The 19,644-nt window shown below is 73.3% G+C and carries 23 protein-coding genes and 1 pseudogene; 12 read left to right on the top strand and 12 right to left on the bottom strand.

Annotated elements, in window-relative coordinates; all coding sequences use genetic code 11:
* Positions 1–11: 11 nt before the first annotated feature.
* Together ACZ5D2_RS28720 and ACZ5D2_RS28725 are read right to left on the bottom strand one after the other, a co-directional pair.
* Positions 12–362, bottom strand: a complete 351-nt coding sequence (locus ACZ5D2_RS28720; RefSeq protein ID WP_371678995.1) for a CorA family divalent cation transporter — start codon at positions 360–362, stop codon at positions 12–14.
* Positions 363–396: 34 nt separating this feature from the next.
* Positions 397–759 carry a CorA family divalent cation transporter gene (locus ACZ5D2_RS28725; RefSeq protein ID WP_371678996.1) on the bottom strand — a complete coding sequence of 121 codons (363 nt, stop codon included), beginning with the start codon at positions 757–759 and terminating at the stop codon, positions 397–399.
* Positions 760–1,219: 460 nt separating this feature from the next.
* On the opposite strand from ACZ5D2_RS28725, the gene ACZ5D2_RS28730 reads away from it, so the two are divergent.
* Both ACZ5D2_RS28730 and ACZ5D2_RS28735 read left to right on the top strand, forming a co-directional pair.
* Positions 1,220–1,954 carry a class I SAM-dependent methyltransferase gene (locus ACZ5D2_RS28730; RefSeq protein WP_371678997.1) on the top strand — a complete coding sequence of 245 codons (735 nt, stop codon included), beginning with the start codon at positions 1,220–1,222 and terminating at the stop codon, positions 1,952–1,954.
* Entirely contained in the window at positions 1,954–2,319 is a 366-nt protein-coding gene (locus ACZ5D2_RS28735) for a YrdB family protein (protein WP_371678998.1), read from the top strand. The genes ACZ5D2_RS28730 and ACZ5D2_RS28735 overlap by 1 nt, the downstream gene beginning before the upstream one ends.
* On the opposite strand, the gene ACZ5D2_RS28740 is transcribed toward ACZ5D2_RS28735, so the two are convergent.
* From ACZ5D2_RS28740 to ACZ5D2_RS28750, 3 genes are read right to left on the bottom strand one after another with little or no spacing between them, the layout of a single operon-like run.
* Entirely contained in the window at positions 2,301–3,290 is a 990-nt protein-coding gene (locus ACZ5D2_RS28740) for an acyl-CoA dehydrogenase family protein (protein ID WP_371678999.1), read from the bottom strand. The genes ACZ5D2_RS28735 and ACZ5D2_RS28740 overlap by 19 nt on opposite strands.
* The gene (locus ACZ5D2_RS28745) at positions 3,290–4,435 is read right to left on the bottom strand and encodes an acyl-CoA dehydrogenase family protein (RefSeq protein ID WP_371679000.1); all 1,146 of its coding nucleotides are present in this window, start codon (positions 4,433–4,435) and stop codon (positions 3,290–3,292) included. Before ACZ5D2_RS28745 ends, ACZ5D2_RS28740 begins: the two co-directional genes overlap by 1 nt.
* The gene (locus ACZ5D2_RS28750) at positions 4,435–4,767 is read right to left on the bottom strand and encodes an enoyl-CoA hydratase-related protein (RefSeq protein ID WP_468933224.1); all 333 of its coding nucleotides are present in this window, start codon (positions 4,765–4,767) and stop codon (positions 4,435–4,437) included. Before ACZ5D2_RS28750 ends, ACZ5D2_RS28745 begins: the two co-directional genes overlap by 1 nt.
* A 368-nt stretch (positions 4,768–5,135) precedes the next feature.
* Here ACZ5D2_RS28750 and ACZ5D2_RS28755 point away from each other — a divergent pair.
* The 7 genes and pseudogenes from ACZ5D2_RS28755 to ACZ5D2_RS28785 form a co-directional block, all read left to right on the top strand.
* Positions 5,136–5,348 (top strand): annotated as a pseudogene (locus ACZ5D2_RS28755) (acyl-CoA dehydrogenase); the annotation flags it as partial.
* A gap of 17 nt (positions 5,349–5,365) precedes the next feature.
* Positions 5,366–5,935: an acyl-CoA dehydrogenase family protein gene (locus ACZ5D2_RS28760; protein ID WP_468933249.1), complete on the top strand. Its 570-nt coding sequence runs from the start codon at positions 5,366–5,368 to the stop codon at positions 5,933–5,935.
* Positions 5,932–6,714 carry an SDR family oxidoreductase gene (locus tag ACZ5D2_RS28765; protein ID WP_468933227.1) on the top strand — a complete coding sequence of 261 codons (783 nt, stop codon included), beginning with the start codon at positions 5,932–5,934 and terminating at the stop codon, positions 6,712–6,714. The genes ACZ5D2_RS28760 and ACZ5D2_RS28765 overlap by 4 nt, the downstream gene beginning before the upstream one ends.
* Positions 6,715–6,729: 15 nt before the next feature.
* A complete protein-coding gene (locus ACZ5D2_RS28770; RefSeq protein WP_371679002.1) occupies positions 6,730–7,344 on the top strand; it encodes a TetR/AcrR family transcriptional regulator in 615 nt (204 codons plus the stop codon).
* Between the two features lie 17 nt (positions 7,345–7,361).
* Positions 7,362–8,519: an acetyl-CoA C-acetyltransferase gene (locus ACZ5D2_RS28775; RefSeq protein WP_371679003.1), complete on the top strand. Its 1,158-nt coding sequence runs from the start codon at positions 7,362–7,364 to the stop codon at positions 8,517–8,519.
* 206 nt (positions 8,520–8,725) lie between these two features.
* Positions 8,726–8,929, top strand: coding sequence for a cold-shock protein (locus ACZ5D2_RS28780; RefSeq protein ID WP_007263537.1), 204 nt, complete (start codon positions 8,726–8,728; stop codon positions 8,927–8,929).
* 104 nt (positions 8,930–9,033) lie between these two features.
* The gene (locus ACZ5D2_RS28785) at positions 9,034–10,713 is read left to right on the top strand and encodes a DEAD/DEAH box helicase (RefSeq protein WP_371679004.1); all 1,680 of its coding nucleotides are present in this window, start codon (positions 9,034–9,036) and stop codon (positions 10,711–10,713) included.
* Positions 10,714–10,801: 88 nt separating this feature from the next.
* On the opposite strand, the gene ACZ5D2_RS28790 is transcribed toward ACZ5D2_RS28785, so the two are convergent.
* From ACZ5D2_RS28790 to ACZ5D2_RS28810, 5 genes are read right to left on the bottom strand one after another with little or no spacing between them, the layout of a single operon-like run.
* Complete coding sequence (locus tag ACZ5D2_RS28790; RefSeq protein WP_468933232.1) at positions 10,802–11,737, bottom strand: tyrosine-protein phosphatase; 936 nt, start codon at positions 11,735–11,737, stop codon at positions 10,802–10,804.
* A 30-nt stretch (positions 11,738–11,767) separates the two neighbouring features.
* Positions 11,768–12,826: an NAD(P)H-dependent flavin oxidoreductase gene (locus tag ACZ5D2_RS28795; protein ID WP_371681305.1), complete on the bottom strand. Its 1,059-nt coding sequence runs from the start codon at positions 12,824–12,826 to the stop codon at positions 11,768–11,770.
* Positions 12,827–12,863: 37 nt separating this feature from the next.
* Positions 12,864–13,595: a CoA-transferase subunit beta gene (locus tag ACZ5D2_RS28800; protein WP_371679006.1), complete on the bottom strand. Its 732-nt coding sequence runs from the start codon at positions 13,593–13,595 to the stop codon at positions 12,864–12,866.
* Positions 13,592–14,443, bottom strand: a complete 852-nt coding sequence (locus ACZ5D2_RS28805) for a CoA transferase subunit A (protein WP_371679007.1) — start codon at positions 14,441–14,443, stop codon at positions 13,592–13,594. Before ACZ5D2_RS28805 ends, ACZ5D2_RS28800 begins: the two co-directional genes overlap by 4 nt.
* Positions 14,440–15,207, bottom strand: a complete 768-nt coding sequence (locus ACZ5D2_RS28810; protein WP_371679008.1) for an enoyl-CoA hydratase family protein — start codon at positions 15,205–15,207, stop codon at positions 14,440–14,442. The genes ACZ5D2_RS28805 and ACZ5D2_RS28810 overlap by 4 nt, the downstream gene beginning before the upstream one ends.
* 56 nt (positions 15,208–15,263) lie before the next feature.
* On the opposite strand from ACZ5D2_RS28810, the gene ACZ5D2_RS28815 reads away from it, so the two are divergent.
* Both ACZ5D2_RS28815 and ACZ5D2_RS28820 read left to right on the top strand, forming a co-directional pair.
* Entirely contained in the window at positions 15,264–16,028 is a 765-nt protein-coding gene (locus tag ACZ5D2_RS28815) for an SDR family oxidoreductase (protein WP_468933236.1), read from the top strand.
* A gap of 1 nt (position 16,029) precedes the next feature.
* Entirely contained in the window at positions 16,030–16,968 is a 939-nt protein-coding gene (locus ACZ5D2_RS28820) for an SDR family oxidoreductase (protein ID WP_468933239.1), read from the top strand.
* A gap of 40 nt (positions 16,969–17,008) precedes the next feature.
* On the opposite strand, the gene ACZ5D2_RS28825 is transcribed toward ACZ5D2_RS28820, so the two are convergent.
* Both ACZ5D2_RS28825 and ACZ5D2_RS28830 read right to left on the bottom strand, forming a co-directional pair.
* Positions 17,009–17,917 carry a S41 family peptidase gene (locus tag ACZ5D2_RS28825; RefSeq protein WP_371679011.1) on the bottom strand — a complete coding sequence of 303 codons (909 nt, stop codon included), beginning with the start codon at positions 17,915–17,917 and terminating at the stop codon, positions 17,009–17,011.
* A gap of 64 nt (positions 17,918–17,981) precedes the next feature.
* Complete coding sequence (locus ACZ5D2_RS28830; protein ID WP_371679012.1) at positions 17,982–19,241, bottom strand: hypothetical protein; 1,260 nt, start codon at positions 19,239–19,241, stop codon at positions 17,982–17,984.
* A gap of 139 nt (positions 19,242–19,380) precedes the next feature.
* Here ACZ5D2_RS28830 and ACZ5D2_RS28835 point away from each other — a divergent pair, with 139 nt between their 5' ends.
* A complete protein-coding gene (locus ACZ5D2_RS28835; protein WP_371679013.1) occupies positions 19,381–19,542 on the top strand; it encodes a hypothetical protein in 162 nt (53 codons plus the stop codon).
* The last annotated feature ends 102 nt before the right edge of the window (positions 19,543–19,644 follow it).

The raw sequence follows: 19,644 nt of genomic DNA on the forward strand, positions 1-19,644 counted from the left end.
CCTCGTCTTCCCTAGATGCAGCCCCTGCGCCGCAAGTGCGCGAACATGGCGATCCCCGAACCGGCCACCAGGGCGAGGAAGGCGGGCCAGGCCCAGACCAGCGCGGTCTCGGGCTGGTGGAAGTTCGCCGAGTAGATACCACCCAGCAGCGTGGGGACCATGAACACCACGAGCCACGAGGTCACCCTCCGGGCGACCCGGCTCCCCTCGAAGAGCTCCACCGACTTCCGGTGGAGCAATACCATTTCCTTCCGGTAACGGCGGACTCCCTGGAGGAATTCGCGCAGCTCTTCGTTCGAGTACGCGTCGAGGTCTTTCGGGGTGAGCCCGGCCGGGACGGGGCGCATGGAATTGTCCGACATTTGATTGCCCTTCCTCTGGTCGGCGGCGGGCCGCCTACAGCCAGCCCTTGCGCTTGACCCCGAAGTAGGTCGCCAGCGCGGTGGACGCCAGGACGGCGAGGAACACCGGCCAGCCGTACTTGAACTGGAGCTCGGGCATGTGCTCGAAATTGGAGCCGTAGAGCGACGCCAGGGCGCCGGGCACGACGGCAATCGCCGTCCAGGCGCTCACCCTCCGGGTTTCCACGGTGACCTTCAGCTGGTCCTCGGTGATTTCCCGGATGTCTTCCATTTCCTGGTTCAGTCCGCGGATCTCCCGGTTGATCTCGCGGAGCAGCTCCACCTTCTGGGCGTGCTCCTCCACCGTTTCGGCCGGCATGAGGGTGTTGTCGTGGGTCGTCGGCGTCATGTTGGTCATGGCATTCCTTCCGCGGATCTCGGACGTGATTCGGCGGTAAACGTGTGGCGAATGTGTTTCGCCGGGAAAGTCGGGGAAGTCGGGGCTGCGGTGCATGATCGACCGCTGCGCGCCCCGGACACCGGTGGACGTGCCGGGGCATGCCGATGCGGTGTCGGATCCGGATAAGTCGGATCCGTGTAAGTCGGATGGGGATAAAGAGGCGCGACTAGCGCAGCGCGTCGAGCGGGATCGGTGGCGTATACGCCATGGAACTACTGCCAATAGGCACGCTGATCACCTCCCGCGAATCCAGGCGCGGTTCGTCCGCGCCTCCGACACCGTAAACGACAGGCAATGTGATTACAAAGTCGGGAAAATCGGCCATCGCCCTATGTGTCCTGTAAAGACCGAGCCCCGGCGGCCTGCGGGTGGGAGGAAAGGGCTGGTCAGGGGGAGGGCGATCGAAAACAATGGGCACATGACGACACGTGCCCGTTCCTTCGACGCGGCCGCCGCGCTCTACGCGGCCCACCGCCCCGGGTATCCCGAAGCGCTGTACGACGCCGTCGAGGAGCTGGCCGGCCGGCCGCTCGCCGGCGCCAGGGTGGCCGACGTGGGGGCCGGGACCGGCCTCGGGACCGGACCGATGCGCCGGCGCGGGGCCGAGGTGGTCGCCGTGGAGCCCGGGGACGGGATGGCCGCCGAGTTCCGGCGGGCGCACCCGGACATCCCGGTCGTCCGCGGCGACGGGGACCGACTGCCCCTGTCCACCGGCGCCTTCGACCTCGTCACGTACGCACAGGCCTGGCACTGGACGGACCCCGCCCGCGCCGTCCCGGAGGCCCGCCGCGTCCTGCGGCCCGGCGGGGCGCTCGCCATCTGGTGGAACGACATAGACGAGTCCGTCCCCTGGGTCGCCGAACAGGGCGCGCGCATCCGCGCGTTCTTCGAGGCGGACGGTGCCACCCGGTTCCGCACCCTCCCGCAGGGCATCGGCTCCGGATTCGCCACCCGCACCGTCGCCTGGTCGCGCCGGATCCCCCTCGACGCCCACCTCGCCAACCTCTCCAGCCACTCGGCCTTCCTGCTCCTCGGGGAGGAGGGCACCCGCGCGTTCATGGACGCCGAGCGCGCCCGGCTGGAGGGGCTCTTCCCGGACGGGACGGTGGAGGAGCCCTACACCGTCGCCCTGCACCTCGCCCGGAACCCGTGATGGCGGCCGCCTCCGCGGCCCACCGCGCGTTCCGGCGGGCCAACGAACTCCTCGCCTTCCTCCTGGAGGTCGCCGCCCTCCTCGCGCTCGCCGTCTGGGGCTACGAGTGGGGCGGCCACATCGTCGTCGGCGCGCTGCTCGGGGCGGTGGTGGCGGGCGCCGCGGCCGTGCTGTGGGGGGCCTTCGCCGCGCCGCGCGCCCGCTATCCGGTCCCGCTGCCGGCCGTACTCGCGGTGAAGGCCGTCGTGTTCGGGTCCGCGGCCCTCGCCCTGGCCGGGCTGGGGATGCGCACACAGGCCCTGTGGTTCGCCGGCCTGGTGCTGGTGAACACCGCGCTGGTGACGTACTACCGCTCCCGGGACTGAAGCACCCGCTCCCGGCACTGCGCGGGCGTGCCCCACGCGTCCCGCAGCGGCCGGGCCTTGCGCAGCCACAGCGACAGGTCCAGCTCCTCGGTGTAGCCGACGGCCCCGTGCAGCTGCAGCGCGGTCAGCGCGGCCGCGTACGCCGCCCCGCCCGCGGCGAGCTTCGCCGCCGCGACCTCGCCCGGCTCCAGGGACAGCGCCGCCGCCCACAGCAGCGGCCGGGCGAACTCCAGACCCAGCAGGGTGTCCGCCAGCCGGTGCTTGACCGCCTGGAAACCGCCGATCGGCGTCCCGAACTGGGTGCGCTGCTTCGCGTACTCCACGGTCCGCCCGAGCAGGGCCTCGCCGACGCCCAGGCACTGGGCCGCCGTCAGCAGCCGCGCCCACCGCAGGGCCGCCTCCGCGGCGGCCGTGACGGCCGGGCCCGCCGCGAGGAGCTCCCCGCCGTCCGCCGGGGCCCCGAGCCTGCGGGCCGGGTCGAGGGAGGCCAGCGGGGCGACGGTGCTCCCGGCCGGGGCGAGGCGCAGTTCCCCCGCCGCCGAGACGGTGAAGTGCCAGGTGGCCGCGTCCGCGTCCAGGGCGTACGGGGAGCCCCCCGGCAGGGTCAGCGTGGCCGGGGCCGTACCCGCCGCCAGCCCCGGGAGGAAACGCTTCGCCAGTGCCCCGTCCCCGAGGTGCGCCAGGAGCACCGACACCGCCGCGCTCTCCACGGCCGGCCCGGGGACGCCGGCCCGGCCCAGCTCCACGAAGCCGAGGGCCAGTTCCACCGGGAGCGGGCCCATCCCCTCGTACGCCTCCGGCACCGCCAGCGCGAACAGCCCCGTGTCCGCGAGCCGCGACCACAGGGCGAGCCCCGGTCCGTGCTCCCCGGCGGCCCAGGCCCGCACGGCCGCGGGCACCTCGGCGGCGCCGAGGAGGGAGCGCAGCGTACGGGTGAAGTCGTCCTGTTCCTCGGTCGGCAGGAAGCGCATCAGCGGCGGCCCTTCGGGAGGCCGAGCAGCCGCTCGGCGATGATGTCGCGCTGGATCTCGTTGGTGCCGGCGTAGATCGGCCCGGCCAGGGAGAAGACCCACGGCTCGGCCCACTCGCCCTCCGCCAGCTCGGCGTCCGGGCCCAGCAGGTCCAGGGCCGTCTCGTGCAGGGCCATGTCGTACTCGGACCAGAACACCTTGTTCAGGCTGGACTCGGCGCCGATCGCGCGGCCCGCCGCGAAGCGGGAGGCGCCGGCCCGGGTGAACAGCTCGTAGGCGCGCGCCCCGACCACCGCGTCCGCGACCCGGTCGCGCAGGGCCGTGTCCGCCGGGTCGCCCCGCTCCCGCCACAGGGCCAGGAGCCGGTCGGCGGCGGCCAGGAACCGGCCGGGGGAGCGCAGGGTCAGCCCGCGCTCGTTGCCCGTCGTCGCCATCGCGATCCGCCAGCCCTGCCCCGGCTCCCCGATCACGTCCTCGTCGGGTACGAAGACCCGGTCGAGGAAGAGTTCGGCGAAGGCGGGCTTGCCGTCGAGCCGGCCGATGGGCCGCACCGTCACCCCCGGCTCGCGCAGGCCGAACATCAGGTACGTCAGCCCCCGGTGGGGCCGGTCCGCACCGGGATCCGTACGGAAGATGCCGAAGGCCCGGTCCGCGAACGCGGCCCGGGAGGACCAGGTCTTCTGCCCCGACAGCAGCCAGCCGCCCTCCGTGCGCTCGGCCCGGGACTTCAGCGAGGCCAGGTCGGAGCCCGACTCCGGCTCGGACCAGGCCTGCGCCCAGATCACCTCGCCGCTCGCCATGGAGGGCAGCACCCGGGCCCGCTGGGCGGGGCTCGCGTGGTCGAAGAGGGTCGGGGCGAGGAGGTTGATGCCGTTCTGCGAGACCCGGCCCGGTGCGCCCGCCGCCCAGTACTCCTCCTCGAAGACCAGCCACCGTTCGAGGTCCACGCCCCGGCCGCCGTACTCCTCGGGCCAGGACACCACCGACCAGCGGTCGGCGGCCATCCGCGCCTCCCACTCCCGGTGCGCCTCGAAGCCCTCCGCGGTCTCCAGCGAGGGGAGGGGCCGCCGCGGTACGTGCGCGGTCAGCCAGGCCCGCGCCTCGGCCCGGAAGGCCGCCACCTCCGCGGTCTCGGTCAGGTCCATCAGCCGTTCGCCTCCTTCATGGCGGCCACGTCCGTGCCGCCGAGCGAGTCCGCCGCCGTCTCGGCGTTGTGGGCGTGCGCCAGGTGGTGCAGTCCGAAGACCGAGTCCATGCCGCCGTGCATCCCCTGGAGGTCCTCGGCCTGGTTGACGGCCCGTTTGGTCAGGGCCGGCCCGAACGGGGGCATCTCGGCGATCCGCAGGGCCAGCCGCTCGGTCTCGGCGGCCAGAGCGTCCGGGGCCACCACCCGGTTGACCATGCCGACCTCGTACGCCCGCCGGGCGGGCATCCGGTCGCCGGTGTAGAGGAACTCCTTCGCGATCCGCGGGGGCATCGCCCACGGGTGCGCGAAGTAACTCGACCCCGGGGATGCCCATCCACCTTCACCTCCGGGTCGTCGGAGGCCCGGTAGAAGGCGTCGTCCAGGGCGTAGGTCATCGCGCTGTTCTGCGCGTTGCGGTAGCGGGGGCGGTTCATCGTCACGTACGCGACGGGGCCGCGCCGCTCGTCCAGCACCGGTGGGGCGTCGGTGGCGTCGGGCATGCGGACATCCTTCCCTAACAAGTGTTTGGTAGGTTAACGTACGGCCATGAGCAGCGTCGAGGAGTTCCGCACCGCGGTCCGGAGTTGGCTACGGGCCCACCTCACCGGTGAGTTCGCCGCCCTCAGGGGCCGCGGCGGACCGGGCCGCGAACGCGAGGAGTCGCCCGCACCACCCCCGGCTCCCGGCGCCACGCTGACCTGTCCTGCCTCCTGGTCCCCCTGGACCAGGCCGGGGTCGAGATCCGGCCCATCGTCCAGCTCACCGGCACCTCCGAGTTCAACGAGGTCTTCTTCGACGGCGCCCGCACCGACGCCGCCCACGTCGTCGGCGCACCCGGCGACGGCCGGGCCGTCGCCATGGCCACCCTCGGCTAGGGGGTGTCTGACGGATCTCCGCGGCGTCGCGACGCCCGGCACGCACTCTCGCCGCACCGACCGAAAGCCCAAGTACGTCCAGTACGCGGGCTTCCGGTCGGCACGCCGAGAGCACGCACCGGACGCCGCTCCTTCCCCACGGACATCCGTCAGACACCCCCTGGGAGCGCGGCGTCTCCACCCTCGGCCAGCAGGTCGGCTTCCGCCGCGAACCGGAGGACCTCGCCGCACTGGCCGCACGCAACGGCGCCCTCGCCGACCCGCTGGTCCGCGACCGGCTGGTACGTGCCTGGATCGGCCTGGAGACCCTGCGCGCCACCGCACTGAGCCCCGGCACCGCACCCTCCCCGGCCAAGCTGTACCGGGCCCGCTGGCCCCGCGACCTCGGCGAACTCGCCATGGACGTCCGCGGCGCCGCCTCCCTCCTCGCGGGCGGCGCGCACGGGGACCCGTACGACCTCGACGACTGGCAGAGGCTCTTCCTCTTCTCCCGCGCCGACACGATCTACGCGGGTTCCGACGAGATCCAGCGCACCATCGTCGCCGAGCGGATCCTCGGCCTTCCCAAGGAGGCACGGACATGACCGCGCCCGCGTACGTCCCCGCCCACGACCTGCTGGCGGGCCGCACCGCCGTCATCACCGCCGCCGCCGGGGCCGGCATCGGCGGCGCCACCGCCCGCCGCTTCCTGGAGGAAGGCGCCCGCGTCCTCATCGGCGACGCCCACGCCCGCCGGCTGAAGGAGACCGAGCAGGCCCTCGCCGCCGAGTTCGGCGCGGACCGCGTCGCCTCCCTGCCCTGCGACGTCACCGACGAGGAGCAGGTCCAGGCCCTCTTCGACCGCGCCGAGGAGCTCCACGGCGGCCTCGACGTCATCGTCAACAACGCCGGGCTCGGCGGCACCGCCGACCTCGTCGACATGACCGACGCACAGTGGTCCCGCGTCCTCGACGTCACCCTGAACGGCACCTTCCGCTGCACCCGCGCCGCGCTGCGCTCCCTCAAGGCCGCCGGCCGGGGAGGGGTCGTCGTCAACAACGCCTCCGTCATCGGCTGGCGCGCGCAGACCGGCCAGGCCCACTACGCCGCCGCCAAGGCCGGGGTGATGGCCCTGACCCGCTGCGCCGCGCTGGAGGCGGCGGCCTTCGGCGTACGGGTCAACGCGGTCGCCCCCAGCCTGGCCATGCACCCCCACCTGGTGAAGGTCACCAGCGAGGAGCTGCTCACCGAACTCACCGCCCGCGAGGCCTTCGGCCGCTACGCGGAGCCCTGGGAGATCGCCAACGTGATCGTCTTCCTGGCCTGCGGCTACTCGTCCTACATGACGGGCGAGACCGTCTCGGTCAGCAGCCAGCACGCGTAGCCGCAGAATGGGCCCGTGCCAACGAACAAGAAGAAGCCGCAGGTGACGGCCTCCCCCGAGCGCCGACGCGAACTCCTCGGCACCGCAGCCGAGGTCTTCGCGGCCCAGGGCTACAACGCCACCACCGTCCGCAAGATCGCCGACGCCGCCGGGATGCTCGCCGGCAGCCTCTACTACCACTTCGATTCCAAGGAATCGATGCTCGACGAGATCCTCTCGGCCTTCCTGAACGAGCTGTGGGCGGGCTACGACACCGTCCTGGCCGCCGGTCTCGGCCCCAGGGAGACCATCGAGGCCCTCGTCACCGAGTCCTTCCGGGAGATCGACCGGCACCGCGCCGCCGTCGCCATCTACCAGAAGGAAGCGCGGACCCTGTCCGCCCAGCCCCGCTTCCACTACCTCTCGGACTCGCAGGTCAAGTTCGAGAAGGCGTGGCTCGGCACGCTGGAGCGCGGGGTCGCCGCCCGGGTCTTCCGGGCCGACCTCGACATCCGCCTCACCTACCGCTTCGTCCGCGACACGGTGTGGGTCGCCGCCTCCTGGTACCGGCCCGGCGGACAGCACAGCCCCGAGGAGATCGCCCGCCAGTACCTGTCGATGGTGCTGGACGGGATCGCCGTACGCACGTAACCACCGGAGGAGTCCCGATGCCCGAGGCCTACATAGTCGACGCCGTACGCACCCCCGTGGGCCGCAGGGGCGGCGGCCTGTCCGCCGTGCACCCCGCCGACCTCGGCGCCCACGTCCTGAAGGCGCTGGTCGAGCGGACCGGGATCGACCCGGCCGCCGTCGAGGACGTGGTCTTCGGCTGCCTCGACACCGTCGGCCCGCAGGCCGGGGACATCGCGCGCACGGCCTGGCTGGCGGCCGGACTGCCCGAGGAGGTGCCGGGCGTCACCGTCGACCGCCAGTGCGGCTCCTCCCAGCAGGCCGTCCACTTCGCGGCGCAGGGCGTCCTGTCCGGCACCCAGGACCTGGTGGTCGCGGGCGGCACCCAGAACATGTCGATGATCCCCATCGCCTTCGCCTCCCGGCAGGCCGCCGAACCCCTGGGCCTCACCGAGGGCCCCTACGCGGGATCGGCCGGCTGGCGCGCCCGCTACGGGGACGCCCCCGTCAACCAGTTCCACGGGGCGCAGCTCATCGCCGAGAAGTGGGGGATCTCCCGGCGCGACATGGAGGAATTCGCCCTGCGCTCCCACCGGCGGGCCCTGCGGGCCATCGACGAGGGCCGCTTCGAGCGCGAGACCGTCGCCTACGGGGACGTGCGCGTGGACGAGGGACCGCGCCGGGACACCAGCCTGGAGAAGATGGCCGGTCTGCGGCCCGTCGTCGAGGGCGGCACCCTCACCGCGGCCGTCTCCTCCCAGGTCTCCGACGGGGCGGCGGCGATGCTGATCGCCTCCGAGCGGGCGGTCGCCGAGCACGGCCTCACCCCCCGGGCCCGCGTCCACCACCTGTCGGTCCGCGGCGAGGACCCGATCCGGATGCTGTCGGCGCCGATCCCCGCGACCGCGCACGCCCTGAAGAAGACGGGCCTGACCCTCTCCGACATCGATCTGGTGGAGATCAACGAGGCCTTCGCCCCGGTGGTCCTGGCCTGGCTGAAGGAGACGGGGGCCGACCCCGACCGGGTGAACGTCAACGGCGGCGCCATCGCCCTGGGCCACCCGCTGGGCGCGACCGGCGTCAAGCTGATGACCACCCTCCTGCACGAACTGGAGCGCACGGGCGGCCGCTTCGGCCTCCAGACGATGTGCGAGGGCGGCGGCCAGGCCAACGTCACGATCATCGAACGCCTCTGACGTCCTGCGGACGCGCGGCGGGCGGCCACGGCGGTCCGCCGCCGCGTCTTGTCGCCCCCCGGGGGAGGTGTGCTAGCTTTGGGGCTGTTGCAGTTGTGGTACCCATGAACTTTATGTGCGCCTGACGGGAATGCTCCGACAGGCGCTTTAATTGTTTTTACCGGAATCTCCGGATGGGGCCCTTGCCGCCTATTCAGGAGATTCAAATGGCTAACGGTACCGTGAAGTGGTTCAACTCGGAAAAGGGCTTCGGCTTCATCGAGCAGGACGGTGGCGGCCCGGACGTCTTCGCCCACTACTCGAACATCGCCACCCAGGGCTTCCGTGAGCTCACCGAGGGTCAGCGCGTGACCTTCGACGTGACGCAGGGCCAGAAGGGCCCCCAGGCGGAGAACATCCTCCCCGCCTAATTTCTTCAGCATGCCGGGGTCCGCGCCGCGAGGTGCGGGCCCCGGCTTGTCTGCTGTCTCGACCGCTGTTTCGCACCTGCCGGTTTCAGGAGGGCTTTTTCCGCATGACCAGCTCCAGCTCCGCACGACCCAGCCGCCGCCCCACCCGGGGCCGAGGTGCGGCCCAGGGACGTCCGAAGGCTGGCGCGGGACGGCAGAAGTCCGCCCCCGTTGCCCGGCCGCAAGAATTCACCATGCCCGAACCGCTGACCCCGGCCCTCCCGCCGGTGGCCGCGTTCGAGGACATGGACATGCCCGAGGCGCTGCTGAAGACCCTCGCCGCCCAGGGCGTGACCGAGCCGTTCCCCATCCAGGCCGCCACGCTGCCGAACTCCCTCGCCGGCCGTGACCTGCTCGGCCGCGGCCGCACCGGCTCCGGCAAGACGCTGGCCTTCGGCCTGGCCCTGCTCTCCCGCACCTCCGGCCGCCGCGCGCAGCCGAAGGCGCCGCTCGCGCTGGTCCTCGTACCGACCCGCGAGCTCGCGCAGCAGGTCACCGACGCCCTGGCCCCCTACGCCACGGCCGTCAACCTGCGCATCGCCACCGTCGTCGGCGGCATGTCGATCAACCGGCAGTCCGGCGCCCTGCGCCGCGGCGCCGAGGTGCTCGTCGCCACCCCCGGCCGCCTGAAGGACCTCATCGACCGCGGCGACGCCGACCTCTCCCAGGTCGCCGTCACGGTCCTCGACGAGGCCGACCAGATGACCGACATGGGCTTCATGCCGCAGGTCACCGCCCTGCTCAAGCAGGTCGAGCCCGGTGGCCAGACCATGCTGTTCTCGGCGACCCTCGACAAGAACATCGACAAGCTCGTCAAGATGTTCCTCACCGACCCGGTCGCCTTCTCCGTCGACCCGTCCGCCGGCGCGGTCAGCACGATGGAGCACCACGTCCTGTACGTCATGGACGAGACCGACAAGAAGGCCGTGGCCACGCGCATAGCCGCACGCGACGGCCGGGTGATCATGTTCGTCGACACCAAGCGCGGCGTGGACCGCATGGTCAAGAAGCTGCTGGCCGACGGCGTCCGCGCCTCCGGCCTGCACGGCGGACGCTCGCAGCCGCAGCGCAACCGCACCCTCGACTGGTTCAAGACGGGCGAGGTCACCGCACTGGTCGCCACCAACGTGGCCGCGCGCGGCATCCACATCGACGACCTCGACCTCGTCGTCAACGTGGACCCGCCCACCGACCACAAGGACTACCTGCACCGCGGCGGCCGTACCGCCCGCGCCGGCGAGTCCGGCAGCGTGGTCACCCTGGTCCTGCCCGACCAGAAGCGCGACATGACCCGGCTGATGTCGGACGCCGGGATCACCCCGCGCACCGCGCAGATCAAGTCCTCCGACGAGGAGCTGTCCCGCCTGACCGGCGCCCGGGAGCCCTCGGGCATCCCCGTGGTGCTGGAGGTCCCGGTCGCGACCCCGCCGAAGCAGCGCTCCGGCTCCGGCTCGGGCTCCGCGCGCCGCCGCTCGGGCGGTCCGCGCACCGGCTCCGGCACGGGTGCCGCCCCCGCCTCCGGCGGCCGCGGCCGCCGCACCGGCTCCGGCGCGTCCGGGCAGGCCCCCGCCGCCGGCTCCGACCGCTCCCGCCGCGGCCAGGGCGGCCAGGGCTCCGGCTCGGCCGCCGGCTCCGCCGGTCAGGGCCGCCGCTCCTCCGGGGGCGCCTCCTCCGGTGGCGCTGCCGCGGCCTCCGCGCGCAGCCGCGTCGGCACCGGCGGCCAGGGCCGCCGCCGGGCGGTCTGACCCCCAGCGACACGAGAAGGGGCCGGGTGGTGCGTCACGCACCGCCCGGCCCCTTCGTGCCGTCCGTGCCCTGCCGGGGCCGGGCCCGCTAGCGCACCATCTTGGCCTGGAGCTTCGCGAGCGTCCGCAGGTCCAGGCCCAGGCCGTCCGTCAGGTAGCCGTAGAAGCCGCCGTAGTCGGCGTCCAGCTGCGCGGTCGCCGCGTCCAGGTAGTCCTGGCGCACCTCCTGGAGCGGGATCAGCAGGTCGGGGTTCTGCATCCGGCCCGACTGCTTGAGGCCCGCCCGGACCTGGGCGTCGTAGGCCCCGCGGAAGGTGTTCGAGGCCAGGTAGTCGCTCCCGGCCGACGCCTCCGGCACGCCCAGCGCGCGCAGCAGCACGTAGCTCATCCAGCCGGTGCGGTCCTTGCCGGACGTGCAGTGGTACAGCAGCGGTCCCTGGCCGGAGTCCGCGATCTCCCGCAGCGTCGCCGCGAACTGCGCCCGGTTCTCGGGGCTGCTCACGAAGGTGCGGTAGATGTCCCGCATGTAGGCCTCGGCCCGGCCGCCGCCCAGCATCTGCTCCTGCTTGACGGGATCGCCGCTGGCGATCGCGCCGACCAGGGTGCCGTACAGGCCCAGGTCGCTGACCGGGCGGGAGGTGGCGGAGAGCCCGGCCGGCAGCCGGTCGGCGCCGTCGTACTGGACCTCCATGGGGATGCGGAAGTCGACGGCCTTGGTGAGGCCGAGACCCGCGACGGTGGTGATGTCCGCCGGGGTCAGCCTGCCCAGCGCGTCGGAGCGGTAGACCAGCCCCTGGCGGACCAGTCCGCCGGTGTACGTGCGGTAGCCGCCAACGTCACGGACGTTGACGGCGCCCTGGAGCGGGATCTGACGGATCGCCGTTGCCTGCTGCCGGAGGGGGCGGAGGGCAGCGGCCCCCGCTCCGGGTGCCGCGACGGCGGGCGCCGCGGCGGGAAGGGCGACCGCGGCGGTGAGTGCGACGGCGGCCGCCGTGGACGCCAGACGGATTCGGGCACGGCTCATGGGGACGACTCCCGTGGAGGAGAAGGGGGATCACCCTGCCGGTGGCAGGGCGCGGAGCGTGTGCAGTACCGCGTGTGCCTCGGCCATGACGCGGCCGACGAGCTCCGCACAGGACGGCAGATCCTCGATCACCCCCGCGACCTGGCCGGATGCCATGACACCGAGGTCCGTACGGCCCTCGACCATGGACGCCTTCAGGAGCATGGGGGTGTTGGCGGCGAGCAGGACCTGGCTCCAGGACAGGTCCTTGCCGTGTTTCATGGACAGGCCGTCGCGCACCATCCGCGACCAGGACAGGCCCGACAGTCTCCTGAAGCCCGCCGCGTGCCGCACGGCCCGCGCCAGCGCCCGGGTCCGCCCGGCCCGTTCCAGCGCGTCGACCAGCTCCGTGCGCAGCATCCGGTGCGGGAGCCCGTCCACGGCGGTGGTGACGGTGACGTCCTTGACGGTCGCCTTCAGGTACTCCGCCTTGACGGCGTCCGGGACGGTCGAGTCGGAGGTCAGCAGGAACCGGGTGCCCATGGCGACGCCCGCCGCCCCGTACGCCAGGGCCGCCACCAGGCCGCGGCCGTCGTGGAAGCCGCCCGCCGCGACCACCGGGACGTCCACCGCGTCGACCACCTGAGGCAGCAGCACCGTCGTGGCCACGTCCCCGGTGTGCCCGCCGCCCTCCCCGCCCTGCACGATCACCGCGTCCGCGCCCCAGGCCGCGACCTTCTCGGCGTGCCGGCGCGCCCCGATGGAGGGGATCACCACCACCCCCGCGTCCTTGAGGCGGGCGATCAGCTCCTTCGACGGGGCCAGCGCGAAGGAGGCCACCCGGACGCCCTCGTCGATGATCAGCTGCGCGCGTTCGGCGGCGTCCCCGGCGTCCGCGCGCAGGTTGACCCCGAAGGGGGCGTCCGTACGGGACTTGACCTCGTGGACGGCCGCCCGCAGCTGCTCCAGGGTCATCGTCGCCGACGCCAGGATGCCGAGGGCCCCCGCGTTCGCCGCCCCCGACACCAGCCGTGGCCCGGCCACCCAGCCCATGCCGGTCTGGACGATCGGGTGGCGGACGCCGACCAGCTTGGTGAACGCCGTCTCCAGGGCGGGCACTTCGGCCCCGCCGGTCCCTTCCCCCATGTCAGACCCGCACTTCCCGGTCGCGCAGGCCCTCGGGGTCGATGACCTCGCGGATCAGCCGCAGCTCCCGCTCCGTCGGTTCACGGGTGTACGGGACCTCGTCGGCGACCGCCAGTTCGAAGCCGGTCGCCTCCCGGACCCGGTCGAGGGTGACCCCCGGGTGGAGGGAGACCAGGCGCATCGTGTGACCGGGGCCGGTGAAGTCGAAGACGCCGAGGTCGCTGACCACCCGGGGCAGGTGGTGGAAGCGGGTGACCCCGGCGGCCTCGGCGCGGTCGTAGCCGACGCCGCTGACCATGTCGACGCGCTCGACGAAGACCCGGGGGGAGTGCCGGGGCACCCAGTAGCTCACCGGGTTGTTCAGGGTGTTCACCGGAGCCCCGCGCACCCCCAGGAGCTGGCGGGCGGGCCGCTCCCAGGCTCCGATGCAGGAGATGTTCTGGTTCCCGTACCGGTCGATCTGGCTGGCGCCCATCATCACGTGCCGCCGCCCGCCGGTGACCATCGTCAGGTGCCTGCGGTACGGGAGCCAGCCCTCGGGCGTGCCGTCGATTCCGACCAGCATCGCCTCGCCGTCGGTGAGCAGCAGGTCGGGGGAGAAGGTGCGCTTGGCGAGCCGGGCACCGAAGGAGGGGACCGGGCCCATGGGGCTGGCGAGCACCTCGCCGTTGTCGCGCCAGGCCTCGGCGCAGGCGACCACGCAGTATTCCGAACGGCTGATCGGGCTGGTCACTGCTGCTCCTCGTGCCAGGTGCGGACGGCGGTCTGGTAGTCGTGCTCGCCCGGACCGGAGAGGAAGCGGGCGGCGAACTCGGGCCAGGGGGTGGTGGCGTAGAGCTTCTGGAAGGCCTCGTCGCGGCCGTAGTCGGGGACGCAGGAGGTGAAGTGCGCGCCGTTCGGGGTCTCCACGACCCCGGTGACGGAGTGCCGGCTGACCAGCAGGGACTGCGGGGGGCCGGCCTTGGCGAGCTCGGTGCTCTCCACGAGCTGTTCGCAGGAGACGTACGCGGTGTCGGCGGCCTCGCAGAACAGGTCGTCGAAGTAGGGGTCCGGGCCGAGGTACTGGCCGTTGCCCAGGCGGTCGGCGCGGTTGAGGTGGACCAGGGCCGCGTCCATGCGCAGGGCGGGGACGGCGACGAACTCCTCGCCGTCGGCGTAGGGGGAGGTGACGGTGCGCAGCTCCGGGTTGACCCGCATCACGTCGGAGCCGAGGCCGGCCCGGACGGGCAGGAAGGGGAGCCGGTTCGCGGCGGCGTGCAGGCCCCACATGAACATGGCCTCGTCGTACTCGGTGAGGGCGAACGCGCCGCTCTCGCGGGCGGCCCGGAAGTGCGGCTCCAGCGGGATGGAGTCCAGGGTGGCGAAGGGGGCGATCAGCCTGGCGATGCGGCCCGCGGCGGCGAGGAGGCCGACGTCGGGGCCGCCGTACGAGATCACGGTCAGATCGGTGATCTCGGACCGGAGCAGCGCTCTGACCAGGGCCATCGGCTTGCGCCGCGAGCCCCAGCCGCCGATGCCCACGGTCATGCCGCTGCGCAAGCGGCCGGCCACCTCGTCGGGGGTCATGGTCTTGTCGGTCACCGGGTGCTCCCTTGCTTGCCGGAGGCGTCTTTCCCGAAGGTGTCGCGGACCCGGTCGGCGACCCCGCTGAGGTTGGCCTCGAAGGTGAAGCCCTGTTCGAAGCGGTAGCTGCGCCGGACGTCGACGGGGTCGATGCCGTTGATGGCGGCCTTGGCCAGCCTGATCAGGTAGCCGTCCTTCCTGGCGATCTCGGCGGCCAGTTCCAGGGCGGCGGCCCGCAGTTCCGCGGGCGGGACCACCTTCCAGACCGAGCCGTGCGCGTGCAGTTCGGCGGCGGTGGCGGTGCGCGAGGTGTAGTAGAGGGCGCGCATCAGGTGCTGCGGGACGAGCCGGGCCAGGTGGGTGGCGGCGCCGAGGGCGCCGCGGTCGAGCTCCGGCAGGCCGAAGACGGCGTCGTCGGAGGCGACGATGGCGTCGGCGTTGCCGACGAGGCCGATGCCGCCGCCGAGGCAGAACCCGTTCACGGCCGCGACGACCGGCACCTCGCACTCGTAGACGGCGGCGAAGGCCTCGTAGCAGCCGCGGTTGGCGCCGATGAGGGCGCCGTGCCCGGTGTCGCGCTGCACCTCCTTGATGTCGACGCCCGCGTTGAAGCCGCGGCCCTCGGCGGCCAGGACCACGCAGCGGACCCCGGGATCGCGGCCGGCGGCGCGCAGGGCGTCGGCGAGGTCGTACCAGCCCTGGACGGGAAGGGCGTTGACGGGCGGGAAGTCGACTGTGACGAGGGATATGCCCTTGCCGGGGCTGGAGGTGGAGACACCCATGAGCGGATCAGCTACCTTTCCACCAAACATTTGTTAGGCGAGGAAGGTAGCAGCCGATGGAGCTCAAGGGGAGGGTCATCGTCGTCACCGGCGGAACCAGGGGCGTCGGCGCCGGGATCGCGCGGGCGTTCCTCGCGGCGGGCGCGGAGGTGGTGGTCTGCGCCCGCAGACCACCGGAGGAACCGGTCGCGGCGGGCGGGCGGGAAGCCGCCTTCACCCCCGTCGACCTGCGCGATCCCGGCGCCGTGACGGAGTTCTTCGCCTCGGTCGCCGACCGCTTCGGGCGGCTCGACTGCCTGGTGAACAACGCGGGCGGAACCCCGTACCGGCTCCTCGGCGAGGGCGGGGCCGAGCGGCACGCCCGCGTCCTGGAGCTGAACCTCATCGCCCCGCTGACCGCCTCGCTCGCCGCCCACCCGTGGCTGCGGGCCTCGCGCGGCTCGGTCCTGATGATCGGCAGCGTCAGCGGCACCCGCCCCTCGCCCGGCACCGCCGCCTACGGGGCGGCCAAGGCGGGGCTGGAGAACCTGGCCCGCTCCATGGCCGTCGAGTGGGCGCCCGAGGTGCGGGTCAACTCCCTGGTCCTGGGCATGGTGCGCACCGAGCTCGCGCACCTGCACTACGGCGACGAGGCGGGCATCGCGGCGGTCGGCGCGACCGTCCCCCTGGGCCGGCTCGCCGAGCCCTCGGACGTGGGGGAGGCGGCGGTGTTCCTCGCCTCCGACCGGGCGGGATACGTCAGCGGGGCGAGCCTGCTGGTGCACGGGGGCGGGGAGCGCCCGGCGTTTCTTGATGCGGCAACTGTCAACAAGGAGAGCTGAGATGGCGGGTACGGCGGGTACGGCGGGCAAGGCGGCCATGGCGGACGGACGCGTGGTCGTGGTGACGGGCGCGGGCCGCGGCCTGGGCCGGGCCCACGCCCTGGCCTTCGCGGCGGAGGGCGCGCGGGTCGTCGTCAACGACCTCGGGGTGGGACTCGACGGGCAGCCCGGCCCGGACGGTCCGGCGGCTCTGGTGGCCGAGGAGATCAGGGCGGCGGGCGGCGAGGCGGTGGCCCACGGCGGGGACATCGCCACCGCCGCGGGCGCGGCCTCCCTGGTGGAGTGCGCGGTCTCCGTCTTCGGCCGCCTGGACACCCTGGTCAACAACGCCGGGTTCCTGCGCGACCGGATGCTCGTCAACCTGGACGAGGACGACTGGGACGCCGTGATGCGGGTCCACCTCAAGGGCCACTTCCTGCCGCTGAAGCACGCCGCCGCCTGGTGGCGCGCCGAGGCGAAGGCGGGCCGCCCGGTCTCCGCCCGGGTGGTCAACACCTCCTCGGGCGCCGGCCTGCTGGGCTCGGTCGGCCAGGGCAACTACAGTGCGGCCAAGGCCGGGATCCTCGGCCTGACCCTGGTCGCCGCGGCCGAGATGGGCCGCTACGGGGTCCAGGTCAACGCCATCGCCCCGGCGGCCCGGACCCGCATGACGGAGCAGACCTTCGCGGACACCATGGCGGCCCCGGCGCAGGGCGCCTTCGACGCGATGGCCCCGGAGAACGTCTCCCCGCTGGTGGTCTGGCTCGGCTCGGACGCCTCGGCCGGGGTCACGGGCCGCGTCTTCGAGGCGGAGGGCGGCCGCATCACGGTCATGGAGGGCTGGCGCCCCGGCCCCACCGCCGACCGCGCCGCCCGCCGGACCCCGGCGGAGGCGGGCGAGGCGGCGGCGAAACTACTGGCGGCGGCGCCGGCGCCGGGGGCGGTGTACGGGGCGCGGTAGCCGACGGGGGAGGCCGGGCCGCCCCACCGCGCGGCCCGGGTCAGCGGGGCCCGGCGTCCGCCTCCGCCCGGCGCAGCGCGGCCTTGAGCGCCACGTCGAGGGCCTGCTCCGCCGGGACCTCGACATCGGGAACGACCCCGACGCCCTCCCAGTTGGTGCCGGTGACGGTACTGATCGCGCGGCTCGTCGGCACGGTCACGAGGACGTGCTCGGCCACGGCGTGGCGCTCCGTCGGATGGGCGCCGCCCCGCGTCGTCCCCCCGACGACGGTGGCCCGTCCGTGCGCCTGAAGGGTGTACGCCACGTCCTCGCCGCCGGAGAACGTGGCCGCGCTCGTGAGCACGTACACCGGGCGGCCCGCGTAGCGCGGCGCGGGCAGGTGGGCGGTCGTCCAGAACTGGCGGGTGGTGTCGGTGCGCCGGTCGTAGATGTCGTTCAGGTGCACCTGGTCGTCCGGGAAGAAGTAGCTGCACCACATCGCCGCCCCCTCGGCCGACCCGCCGCTGCACGCCCTCAGGTCCAGGACGAGCGCGGAGCTGTGCGCGACCAGCTGCATGGCCGCTCCGATCATGCCCGCGCCCTCGGCGGCGGTCGTGATGCGCCGGAGGTCGATGAGCCCGACGTTCCCCTCCAGGTGCTCGACGCGGCCGATCCCGTGGTTCTCCTTCCGGAGCAGCGCGAGGAAGGCGGCCTGCCCGCCGTCGTCGTCCGCCGGCTCCAGCGACTGCGGAACGTCCGTCCAGAGCAGCCGCAGGTGCTTGTCCGGACAGGCCTCCTGGAGGTGCGCCGTCACCGTCTCGCACAGCGCGGGGCCGTCCAGCCCCTCGTACGCACCCGCCGCGAGCCGGCCGCGGATCGCGGTCGCGATGAGCGCGGCCTTCTCCGGGAAGACGTAGCCCGCGCCGATCCGGTCCAGAGCCAGCTCGATCATTCGTTCGTTGGTCGACATGGTGGGCCATGCTAAGGGTCAACCAGCCCTGGAGCAGCGGGATTTCCGGCGCGGGCCGACCGGCTCAGGTACGGAACCAGCGGCGCTTGGGGGTGGCCGGGGACGTCCCCTGTCCGGTCCACGGGCCCGGGTCGGTGGTCTGGGGCAGCTCGTTGGGATGGAACGCGCCCGAGGCGGCGATCTCGTCCAGCCCCTCCGTGCGGGTCTTCAGGCCCTGGGTCACGTACCCCTTGTCTGCGTGTCGGCCCGTCTCGGCGAGGAGCCTGACCAGCAGGACCAGTTCCCGCACGGGTGCCAGGCGGCCCGTGTCCGTCAGTACCCGCTGCGCCCAGGCGCTGGGCGACGGGGGCGGCCGGACTTCACCCGGCAGGGGGGCGACACCTTCGGGTCTGGTCAGTTCGAGCAGGTCCTTGGCCTTGCGCTGTGCGCCGATGGCCCGACTCAGCCGCCGCGGCTCGATCGGCCGGCCGAGGTCGTCGAAGGCGTCGTTCAGGTGGGGAAGGGCATCGACCGGGAGGTCCCGCGCCGCGAGGAGGAGCAGCCGGTCGGCCTGCTCATCCTCCCCCTCGTCGCGGAACGCGACCACTGAGCGGGCGACGGCCTTCGGGTCGTCCGTCCAGGGGCCCGCGCCCACCCCTTGCCACGCGTCCAGCTCGCTGCGGGTCTCCAGCCGGGCACGCCTGGCCCGGTCGGCCTCGGACCGCTGGAGCCGCAGCACCGCCTCGTGCTGCTGCACCAGGTCCTCCAGCTCCTCGATCCGGCGCGTGACGCCCTCCAGTTCCTCCTCCAGGCCCTGCACCTCCTCGTGGCCACCGGACGGCTGGTCGAAGACGTCGGCGAGGCTGTCTTCGAGCCGTTCCCGGTGCTCCCGCTCGCGGGCGATCTCCTCGCGCAGCCCGGTGAGGTCCTGCGCGGTCCGCACGCGTTCCTCCTCCAGCGCGATCCGCAGGGCCTGCTCCTTGTACTCCCGCGCGACCAGCGGACCCTTGGTCTGCGCGGCCGCGTACAGCCGGTTCCACCCCTCCCGGACCCGCTCGGGATCCACGGCCCCGCGTTCGGCCAGCAGCCGGTGCAGGGCCGGCAGCAAGGGCGGCTGCGGCAGGTTCGCACCGCTCAGGAAGCGGGAGAGCCGGCTCGCGTCCACCTTCACCTCGGGCTCGTTCTCCCTGAGCCACGTCACGATCTCCGTGGAGGACATCCCCAGGTCCTCGCGCAGTTCGCGCAGGTGCTGGGCGAACGCCGCCTCCTCGGGATTGAGCCCCTTCAGGGAACCCAACCTCTGCAACGACTGGGCCCCGCTCGGGCTCGAAGGCTGCTCTGACATGCACTTTCCCCTCTTGCGAGGCGCGCAACTTGCGTGCCGTCGCGCAATACGGGCTTGCGGCGTCGCCAACATGACGCCAGGACCGTTCTCTTGACCCGACGGCCCGCCAACGGGCCCGAGGGACAAGGAGAACCACCTCATGCCGCGCACCCTACGCACTGCGGACACCCGGCCGCGCCCGTTCCTGGAGATCAGGATCCGGGGACTCCACCTGACCGTCGAGCACGTCCCGCACCGTCTGCTCACCCTCGTCACCACCCTCGGCGGAGCCTTCGCCGGGGCCGTCTGGTACCCCCGGTAGACCCGGGCCGGGGGGGGGGGGGGGGGGGGGGGGGGGGGGGGGGGGGGGGGGGGGGGGGGGGGGGGGGGGGGGGGGGGGGGGGGGGGGGGGGGGGGGGGGGGG

The sequence above is a fragment of the Streptomyces sp. NPDC031479 genome, from assembly GCF_055581065.1.